The following is a 2,502-nucleotide window of genomic DNA, read 5'->3' as shown; positions in this document are numbered from 1 at the left end:
AGGCCGTGCAGGTGGCGGAACCACGCCCACGCCGCCCGCGCGGTGATCCCGATCCCATAGCTCTCCGCGAAACCCGGTACGTCGGTTTGATATACCGCGACCGCCGGCACCCCGAGACGACGCGCCGCCCGCACACCGCCCCAGCCGAGCAGCGCCGGCGATGCCAAATGCACTACGTCAGGATCGAATCCGCGCAGCACTTTGGTCAGCCGGGGTGTGGGCACCCCGAGTGGCAGCGTCGTCACCTTCGGAAACATCCGCGATGGCGTCCGGTGCACCCGGATACCGTCGTGGATCCGATCGGCCGGCGGCTGTCCGGGCGGCGTATCGGGTGCTATGACAAGGGCTTCATGGCCGGTGCGGCGCAGATGCTCGAGTATCCGAACCACCGAGTTGCTGACGCCGTTGACGTGCGGGAGAAATGACTCAGCGACAATCGCTACGCGCACACCATCACGGTGGCAGCGTCGCCTGTCGATATGGTTACCGACGGGCATACGTCATGCGAACTCTGATGCAAAGGGGGTTGGACAATGCGGCTCTGCCTGCGGGTATGGGTGGCGACGGCGCTGTGGATGGTGATGTTCAGCACAGGCACCGCGCACGCCGACGTGCCGCGCACTGCAGACGGCAACGCGGTGATGGCCGGGTCCGGCGATGCTCCAGTGCAGTTGGAGATCTTCTGCGAACCGCAATGCCCGCACTGCGCGGAGTTGGAGTCGACATCCGGCGACCGGATTGCCGGCGATCTGGCCAGCGGCCGGCTCGCGGTCACGTATCGATGGCTGACCTTCCTTGATGACAAACATCACAACGACGTTTCCGCCCGGGTCACCAATTCGCTGTTTTTGGCGGCCGACCCGTCGACCTCGCCGACGGCGTATCAGGCTTTCGTGCAAGACCTCTACCGCCACCAAAGTCAAGACGGCCCGAACAACAACGACATTGCGGCGATGGCCCGCGAAAGCGGGATACCCGAGGTGGTGGCTGACCGGATCGCTGCCGGCGAGTATGCGGTCGATACCGCCGCGCTCAACGACGCCAACAGAGCACGACTCGCTCAGGTAAACCCGGCAAACCCAGGCACCCCAACCGTATACGACCTCAAGGCGAACAGGCTCGTCGACATTCAAGACCCGGGTTGGCTGGACGACTTGTCCAGCTGACGGTCCAGCCGTTTGTCCACCAACGCCAGACCCCCAAGCGCGCCCGCGGCGGCCAGCCAGCCGACCACCGCGATCGATCCGGCCGGGATGATGGCCAGTTTGGCGTTGCGATGTTGCACGCGCACCAGGTTGGGGTTGAGTTTGTCGTATTCGACGTAAATCCGCATTCCCGTTGCCAATTCGGACGGATACAGCACACCGAGCTCTGGGCGGTAGGTGACCCGGTCCGGCGTGACGAACTCGATGGTGGAGCGCCGCGGGCTCGCGCTGAGCACCTCGGCCTCCGCTACTCCCATATTGCGTTGGATGGCAATGTCATTGCGCACGGCACCGGCCACCAGCAGCAACGACTGCAGTGTGACCAGCCCGGCCAAAATCAGCACCCCGATCCGTGCCCAGCGCACGACGCGATGGCCTCGAGTATCGGGCAGCTCGCCGTTACGACCGTGGATCAGGATGCGCGCCAATGATTTCAGCGCTGCCAGGGCCCCAGAAGCATCTGCGGCCCTGGCAGGGGCCTTCACAATGCGGCCTTGATGGCGGCGTGCAGCTGCCGCAGCGAAGACCGGTCGGCCTTGACCTCGAGCACCCGCATGCCGGCACCGGTTTCGTCCAGCGCGGGGCCGAGCTCATCGACCTCGATTTGCCGGCTGTCGACGTGGTAGGCGCGACACAGCGCGCCGACGTCGACGTCGTGCGGGGTGCCGAACACCCGGGAGGACACGTCAGAAAACCGCGGGTCGCCCTGCTCGAGCAGTTCGAAGATGCCGCCGCCGTTGTCGTTGGACACCACGATGGTCAGGTCGGCCGGTACCGGCTCGGTCGGCCCGATCAGCAACCCGGAGCTGTCGTGCACGAAGGTCAGATCGCCGATCAGCGCTATCGTGCGGCCGCCCGTCTGGTCGTGAGCCAAGGCCGCCCCGATCGCGGTGGACACCGTGCCGTCGATGCCGGCGACCCCGCGGTTGGAGCGCACTGTGATCTCTCCGCGGTGCTCCGCGGACCCGAGGCCCACCAGCGCGGCGTCCCGCACCGGGTTGGACGCACCCAGCACGAGTTGGTCACCGGGGCGCAGCGCATCGGCGACGGCGGCGGCCACGTGCAGGCCGGTGGTCAGCGGGTGGGCCTTCAGCTGGCCGCGCACGGCGGTGATCGCCTGCCGGTTGAGCTCGGCGCAGCGGCGCAACCAGGCCGGATTGGGCTCTCCGGCGGTGACCGCCCGGGTGCCGGTGGCCTGGGAGTTACCCGACACATCGGGCCAGCGCGGGCCGGTGGTCAGCGCGGAGACCGGCACCGACGGGTCGGCCAGCAGCGCCGCGACCGGTCGGTGCAGGGT

General features: G+C 67.2%; 3 protein-coding genes and 1 pseudogene. 1 reads left to right on the top strand and 3 read right to left on the bottom strand.

All coding sequences use genetic code 11. The annotated features are described in order from the left end of the window. Window positions 1-449, bottom strand: a 449-nt coding sequence (locus WAN71_RS11855; protein WP_422225512.1) for a glycosyltransferase, incomplete at its 3' end; no start/stop codon positions are given. Window positions 450-533: 84 nt separating this feature from the next. Between WAN71_RS11855 and WAN71_RS11850 the strand changes: the two genes are divergently transcribed. Then, entirely contained in the window at window positions 534-1,166 is a 633-nt protein-coding gene (locus tag WAN71_RS11850; RefSeq protein WP_422225511.1) for a DsbA family protein, read from the top strand. Here the strand turns inward: WAN71_RS11850 and WAN71_RS11845 are convergent. Both WAN71_RS11845 and WAN71_RS11840 read right to left on the bottom strand, forming a co-directional pair. Continuing rightward, on the bottom strand, window positions 1,130-1,651 hold the full coding sequence (locus WAN71_RS11845; RefSeq protein WP_422225513.1) for a DUF3592 domain-containing protein: 522 nt from the start codon (window positions 1,649-1,651) through the stop codon (window positions 1,130-1,132). The two genes, WAN71_RS11850 and WAN71_RS11845, sit on opposite strands and share 37 nt — an antisense overlap. A 35-nt stretch (window positions 1,652-1,686) precedes the next feature. Next, a pseudogene (locus WAN71_RS11840) lies at window positions 1,687-2,502 on the bottom strand (2-succinyl-5-enolpyruvyl-6-hydroxy-3-cyclohexene-1-carboxylic-acid synthase); the annotation flags it as partial.

Source organism: Mycobacterium sp. (genome assembly GCF_049280035.1).
Lineage (GTDB): Bacteria > Actinomycetota > Actinomycetes > Mycobacteriales > Mycobacteriaceae > Mycobacterium.
The sequence above is the reverse complement of the archived record's forward strand: the minus strand, read 5'-3'. Positions and strand labels throughout refer to the sequence as shown.